Origin of the sequence: Pseudomonas sp. SWRI77 (assembly GCF_014269105.1) — a bacterium.
GTDB lineage: Bacteria > Pseudomonadota > Gammaproteobacteria > Pseudomonadales > Pseudomonadaceae > Aquipseudomonas > Aquipseudomonas capeferrum.
Window position 1 is genome coordinate 119075 of the sequence record NZ_JABWRV010000019.1, and the last position, 6847, is coordinate 125921.

The following is a 6847-nucleotide window of genomic DNA, read 5'->3' on the forward strand; positions in this document are numbered from 1 at the left end:
ATGTCACTGCCAATTAAGGTCAGAACGTCGCTTTGACCTGCAAACCGACGACCAACGCATTGTCGATGGCTTTGCCCGAAAACGCCCCAGGCTCGATGATGTACTGCACATCCGGCCGCAGGTTCAGCCAAGGGGTGGCCTGGTAGCCGTAGCTCAGTTCGATCAACTGTTCAGCGCTGTCGATGTCCGGGAACTGCTGGCCTGCGTCGAACGCGGCATCTTCCAGCACATCGCGGCTGCGCGGGTTAGGCACGGCGCGGCCATAGCCCAGGGCCACGGTATCGCGCGGGCGGCCTTCGAACGGCTTGTACAGCACCACGCCGGCGCCATACCACTTGGTGAACGGCGAAGCGGCCTTGCTCGATGCCGAGTACTGGCCAAAGGCATGCAGGCTGCGGCCCGGCGAGCCCTGGTCGTTCCACACGGCCTGGTCGATCAACAGGTAATGGCCGCTACGGCCGGACACGTCCTTGTCGCTGCCGATACGTTTCACATCGGAGCTGTCGTAGTAGTAGCCCAGCTTGTACTCGCCTGGCAGCTCGCCTTGCAGTTTGTACACCAGCTCCACCGGCACCACGGTGCCGGTGGTGTGCTTGGGCCCCAGGTGCCAGGCACGGCTGGAGTTGCCGTTGCTTTCGGGGTCGACGTTGAACGCCGCCACCCGCAGCTGCCAGGACGGCGACAGGTCGTATTTGACCCGCACGCCCAGGTGCGCGTTGGGGTAGTTGGTCCAGCCGCTGCCGCCGGACATGTTCAGCGGGTGGCCGCAGAAACCGGCGTTCATGAAGTTGCACAGAATGCCGCTGTCCAGGCCGCCGAGGTCGTTGCCCATGGCCATGTAGCCGAGCTTGACGTTGAGGGCCGGGGTGAACAGGGTGCGCTCGTAGCTCAGTTCGGTCAGGCGGGTGTACAGGCCACCGAAGTTCTCCTGGATCGGCAGGCGGTTGCCCACCAGGTCTTCCGAGGCGCTGTTGCCGCGGCGGTCGTTGATGGTCAGCTGAACCTTGCCGCCGTTCTCCAGGCCATACAGTTTCGACAGGTCGAACTGCACGCCAAGCTTGAGGTTCTGCGAGTAACGGGCCGAACGGTGCAGGCCGCCGTGGGCGTTGTAGGCGGTTTCACCGCTGTAGTCGCCGGTGAACTTGACGCCGTCTTCTTCGAGCTGATGGCGCAGGCCACCCCAGTCACCGGTCATCGTGCTGCGGTTCATGAGGTCGCCGTCGGCGAGGGCACTGCTGCTGGCCAGGGCAAGCAGCAGGGAAGACGTGATGCGAATTGCGGATGGCATTGCGGGGTCTCGATTGATCTTTCAGGGCCTCATCGCTGGCAAGCCGGCCCCCACAGGTTCCGTGTAGGGCCTGTGGAAGCCGGCTTGCCAGCGAGGGGGGTGACGCGGTTTATGGCAGTGCGTAAGAAATCACGTAGTCGCCACGGTCAGTTGACTGACGCGCGCCACCGGCGGTGATCACCACATACTGCTTGCCGGTTTTCGGCGAAACGTAGGTCATTGGGCCACCCTGGCTACCCACCGGCAGGCGGGCCTTCCACACTTCATTACCGTTGCTGCTGTCGTAGGCGCGCAGGTAGAAGTCCTGGGTGCCGGCGATGAACACCAGGCCGCCTTGGGTCGACAGCGTACCGCCCAGGGTGGGCAGGCCGATCTTGATCGGCAGGTGCATGCGGATACCCAGCGGGCCGGTGTCCTCGACGGTGCCGACCGGTACCTGCCAGGCGATCTGGCGGGTTTTCATGTCGACGGCGGTGAGGGTGCCAAATGGCGGTGCCTGGCAGGGGATGCCGGCAACCGACAGGAAGCGGTTCTTGTTCACCGCATAAGGCGTGCCCTTGAGGGGGACGGCGCCCATGCCGGTGTTCAGTGCTTCGCCACCCGAAGCGGCATCGCCTTTGTTCTGCGACGGGATCATCTGGATCCACAGGCCCAGGCGCATGTCGTTGACGAAGATGAAACCATGCACTGGATCGGTGGAAATGCTGCCCCAGTTCATGCCACCCAGCGAGCCCGGGAAGCTCAGCGACAGGTCGGTGCCCGGCGCGGTGTACAGGCCGTCGTAGCGCATTTTCTTGAAGTCGATGCGGCACAGCAACTGGTCATACGGGGTAGCGCCCCACATGTCCGATTCGGTCAGGGTCTGCGCGCCGATCTGAGGCATGCCTACCGATTTCGGCTGGGTCGGGGAGTACGGCTCATTGGGGATGTTGCTCGGTTTGACCGGTACTTCGTCGACCTGGGTCAGCGGTTTGCCGGTGGCACGGTCAAGCACGTAGATCTGCCCGGCCTTGGTACCGATCACCACCGCAGGCACGGTCTTGCCGTCGTCCTTGGTGAAGTCGATCAGGCTTGGCTGCATCGGCAGGTCGAAGTCCCAGAGGTCGTTGTGTACGGTCTGGTAGACCCATTTCTGATTGCCGGTGGTGGCATCCAGCGCCAGTACCGACGCACCGTAGGTGTGATCCAGCGTGTTGCGTTCAACGCCATAGATGTCGGTGGACGACGAACCCATCGGCAGGAACACGGTGTTCATGGCCGGGTCGTAGGACATCGGTGCCCAGCTGTTCGGGGTGCTGCGCACGTAGCTGCTGCCGTCGGCCGGGGCGTTGCGGTCTTCCGGGTTGCCTGGGTCGAACGCCCAGCGCATGGCCCCGGTGATGACGTCGAAGCCACGGATCACGCCGCCTGGCATGTCGGTCTGGACGTTATCGGCAACGCGACCGCCAACCACCACGGTGGTACCGGCCATCAGCGGCGCGGACGACAGTTGGTAGAAGGAGTCCGGCACGTCACCCAGGCCGGCCATGAGGTTGACCTGGCCGTTGTTGCCGAAGCCCTGGCAGAACTCACCGGTGTCGGCATCGACTGCGATCAGGCGGCCGTCGATGGTGTTGGTGAGCAAGCGGCGCTGGCAGTTGGCACCGGCCGCCACAGTGGCCGCGGCAATCGGCGAGCTGTTCGGCTGGGTCGGTTGGGCCAGCGGCGCGGTGGCGTCGAAGTAGGCCATGCCGCGGCAACGCTGCCAGACCTTGGACTGGGCGTTGATTGCGTTCTTCCACAGCTCTTTGCCGGTGTCGGCGTCGAGTGCGATCAGGTTGTTGTGCGGGGTGCAGATGAACACCTTGTTGCCAACCTGCAGCGGGGTCAGTTGGTCCTCGGCGCCGTTGCCGTCGCTGATGGCGACGTCACCGGTGTGGTAGGTCCAGGCCACCTTCAGCTTGTTGACGTTGTCACGGTTGATCTGGTCGAGCGCAGCGAAGCGGCTGCCACCTTCGGTGTTGCCGTAGTGGGCCCAGTCCTTCTGCTCCTTGCCCGCTTCGACCGGGGTCATGCCAGGGCCTTTGCCGGTAGGGGCGACGCTTGGGTGGGCGACGAACATGTTGCCTGCAGCAACCACCAGCGCCACCGCCAGCACACCGGCGATACCGTAGGCGCTACGCCCGGTGGTGCCGCCGTTGGCGCGGACCAGCAGCGGGTAGACCAGCGCCACCACCATACCGATCGCGGCGAACATGAACACGCGGGAGAACAGCGGCCAGAACACCAGGCCCGCGTCGATCAGTGCCCAGATCGCGGTGCCGATCAGGAACACGGCATACAGCCAGGCCCCAGCGACCTTGCGACGGGCGATGAGGATACCGGCGATGGCCATGGCCAGCCCGCCGACCAGGAAATACCAGGAGCCGCCGAGGCCGGCCAGTTTGATGCCGCCAGCGGCCAGGAGCAGGCCGAGCAGGGCGACGATAACGCCCAGGCCGACCAGAATGAGGGTTGTGGCGCCAGAGGCGCGCGGTGTTTCTTTCATGCCAGGGATCTCAGCAGGTGGAATGTGCGCAGTTTAAGCCCTTAGCAAGCTAATTAACAAGTTAGTACAAAGTTTTGTGAGGCTGATTGTCGCAGGGCTGAACTGGCCAAGGTGTCGGCAAAAGTCTAGATCACGCGCTGAAAATTGCAGTAAACCATGCGTTCATGCGGGCTATGCAATCGGTACTCATACTTTGGTCGAGTCGCTGCCCACGAAAGCCTGCAGCACCTGCAGGCCCCGATTGCACCGCACAGCCTCAGTCGGGCCACGGGGTGGTGCTGCTGTAGAACACCGCGAGCCAAACAGTCGGGGTACCGGGTGCGGTCCATTCCACGCGGTGGCGGTAATGCGCCGGGATGTCCAGGCAATCGCCAGGCTCCAGCAGCCGGGTATGGTTTTCATGCTCGAAGCGCAGGCCGGCTGCGCCGCTCAGCAGCACGATCCATTCACCTTCGGCCTGGTCGTACCAGTACCCCGTTGGGCTGCATTGGCCGCTCGAGACAATGCGCTCTATCCGCACACCGGGGCGGCTGAGCAGCTCGTCGACCCGCTCGGCAGAGGTCGGGTCGCAGGGCGGGAGGGGGCTGAGCACGTTGAGGGGCACCATGTGTCATCTCGTTCAAAGGGAGGTGCTTCCACTATGGACGTGATTGCCGGGCCGCGCGCTTCTTGACCCGCCCACTAGATTGTAGGACCGTTCCGAGTTTTCAACGATGGGCGAAAAATGGACAAACTCCTGGCCATGAAGATGTTCGCGGCGACCGTCGATGCTCAGGGGTTTTCTGCAGCAGCGCGCAAGCTCGGGCTGGCGACATCGTCGGTGACACGCTTGGTCGATGCCTTGGAGGCGGAGCTTGGGGCGACCTTGTTGAACCGCTCGACCCGCCAGGTCAGCCTGACCGAGGCGGGCGCCCGCTACTACGCGCGTACCCGGGGCATCTTCGAAGCGTTGGACGAAGCCGATGCCAGTGTCGCCGACCGGGGCGAGGAGCCGGTCGGCGTGCTGCGCCTGTGCCTGCCAGTGGAATTCGGGCGCCGGGTGATCGCGCCGCACCTGGGGGCGTTTCTGGCCAGGCACCCGGCCCTGGAGCTGGACATCGACCTGAGCGATCGCCTGGATGACTTGCTCGATGGCCGTTACGACCTGTCGATCCGCCTGGGCGACCCTGCGCCGAATGATGAGCTGGTGTGCCGCCCTCTGGGTCGGTTCGAGCGTTGGCTGGTGGCCAGCCCCGCCTACCTGAGCGGTCGCGAAACGCTGGCCCACCCGCAACAGTTGATGGAGCACGCCTGCCTGCGTTTTCGCTATGGGCAAAAAGCTCGCCCCTGGCGCCTGTCTCGCGGGCAGCAGGTGCTGGAGCTGGACGTGAGCGGGCCGCTGCGCAGCGCCAATGCCGACCTGTTGCGTGAAGCCGCGCTGGCGGGTAGCGGGATTGCCCTGCTGGCCGACTGGCTGGTGCGTGAGGATGTGGCTGGCGGCGCGCTGCAGCGCGTGTTCGCTGATTGGCAGGTCAGCCCCGGCACCGCCAATGAAAGGATCAATGCGTTGTACTTGCCCAACCACCGCGGCTCGCGTCGGGTGCAGGCGTTCATCGGCTTCTGTGAAGGCTTGCTGGCCCCCTGAAACACCAGCGTTGCGCAGGGTGCAAAGCCCTGTTGCGTGCTGGCCGGATTCTCGCCTGCGGCACGCCTGGGTAAGGTGTGCGGCATATTTCGTCCCTTGTCGAGGCACATCCTATGAACCCCTCCCTAGCTGCAGAGCAGCCCTCGGCCATCGGCCTGAGCCGGGCCCTGGTGACACTGCTGGCGTTTTGTTGCGGCGCCATCGTCGCGAATATCTACTATGCCCAGCCCATCGTCGGGCTGATCGCGCCAGACCTGGGGCTTTCCAACGAGCACGCCAGCCTGATCGTTTCCCTGACCCAGCTGGGTTACGCGCTGGGCCTGCTGTTGCTGGTACCGCTGGCCGACCTGCTGGAAAACCGCCGACTGATGATCGCCACTGCGGTGCTGGCCTGCATCAGCCTGCTGTTGGCAGGCACCAGCGGCAGTGGCCAGGGCCAGCTGTTTCTGGGCTATGCGCTGTTGATCGGGTTCAGTTCGGTGGCGGTGCAGATGCTGATCCCGCTGGCGGCGCACCTGGCACCCGAGCAGCAGCGTGGGCGTGTGGTCGGCAATATCATGGGCGGGCTGCTGTTGGGCATTCTGCTGGCGCGGCCGTTGTCGAGCCTGGTGGCCGACCACTTCGGCTGGCGAACCGTGTTCATCGGCGCGGCAGGGGTGATGCTGGCGATCATCGTGCTGCTGGCCCTGACCCTGCCGCGGCGAGTGCCCGAGCACAAGGCCAGCTATGCCGCGCTGATGATGTCGCTGATCGCGCTGCTGCGCCGTTATCCGGTGCTGCGTCAGCGTTCGCTGTATCAGGCATTGATGTTCGCGGCCTTCAGCCTGTACTGGACCGCGGTGCCACTGGCGTTGGCAGGGGAGTACGGCCTGTCGCAGAGCCAGATCGCGCTGTTTGCCCTGGTCGGTGCGGTGGGCGCTGTGGCCGCGCCCTTGGCCGGGCGCCTGGCCGATGCCGGGCATGCCCGTGCCGGTTCGCTGGCGGCCTTGCTGCTGGCGCCGGTGGCGCTGCTGATCGGGCTGACTTCGCCTGGCTTCAGCGTGATCGGCCTGGCGCTGACAGGCGTGCTGTTGGACTTCGCGGTGCAGATGAACATGGTCATAGGCCAGCGTGAAGTGTATGCCCTGGACCCGGCAAGCCGTGGGCGGCTGAACGCGGTGTACATGACCAGCATCTTTCTGGGCGGGGCGTTGGGCTCGGCGGTGGCCAGTGCGCTGTTGGCCCAGTTCGGCTGGCACGGGGTAGCGCTGGTGGGCGCCGGGTTGCCCGGGGTGGCGCTGATCGTGTTCCTCATCCAGGCCCGGCGGGGTTTGTAGGAGCGGCCTTGCGTCGCGAAAGGGCTGCGTAGCGGCCCCGACAATCTATGCGGCGAAGCTGAAATCTGGGGCCGCTGCGCGCCCCTTTCGCG

Annotated in this window: 5 protein-coding genes; 2 read left to right on the plus strand and 3 right to left on the minus strand. The window is 64.9% G+C overall.

Annotation, left to right across the window (positions count from 1 at the left end; all coding sequences use genetic code 11):
- Nucleotides 1–19: 19 nt before the first annotated feature.
- The 3 genes from HU766_RS18445 to HU766_RS18455 all read right to left on the minus strand — a co-directional run bounded on the left by HU766_RS18445 (nucleotide 20) and on the right by HU766_RS18455 (nucleotide 4422).
- Nucleotides 20–1288: a carbohydrate porin gene (locus HU766_RS18445; RefSeq protein ID WP_186659580.1), complete on the minus strand. Its 1269-nt coding sequence runs from the start codon at nucleotides 1286–1288 to the stop codon at nucleotides 20–22.
- Nucleotides 1289–1397: 109 nt separating this feature from the next.
- Nucleotides 1398–3815, minus strand: coding sequence for a glucose/quinate/shikimate family membrane-bound PQQ-dependent dehydrogenase (locus tag HU766_RS18450; RefSeq protein ID WP_186659583.1), 2418 nt, complete (start codon nucleotides 3813–3815; stop codon nucleotides 1398–1400).
- A gap of 256 nt (nucleotides 3816–4071) precedes the next feature.
- Complete coding sequence (locus HU766_RS18455) at nucleotides 4072–4422, minus strand: cupin domain-containing protein (protein WP_186659585.1); 351 nt, start codon at nucleotides 4420–4422, stop codon at nucleotides 4072–4074.
- Nucleotides 4423–4539: 117 nt separating this feature from the next.
- On the opposite strand from HU766_RS18455, the gene HU766_RS18460 reads away from it, so the two are divergent.
- Nucleotides 4540–5439 carry a LysR family transcriptional regulator gene (locus HU766_RS18460; protein WP_186659588.1) on the plus strand — a complete coding sequence of 300 codons (900 nt, stop codon included), beginning with the start codon at nucleotides 4540–4542 and terminating at the stop codon, nucleotides 5437–5439.
- A gap of 113 nt (nucleotides 5440–5552) precedes the next feature.
- Nucleotides 5553–6755 carry an MFS transporter gene (locus HU766_RS18465; RefSeq protein ID WP_186659593.1) on the plus strand — a complete coding sequence of 401 codons (1203 nt, stop codon included), beginning with the start codon at nucleotides 5553–5555 and terminating at the stop codon, nucleotides 6753–6755.
- Nucleotides 6756–6847 lie beyond the last annotated feature (92 nt).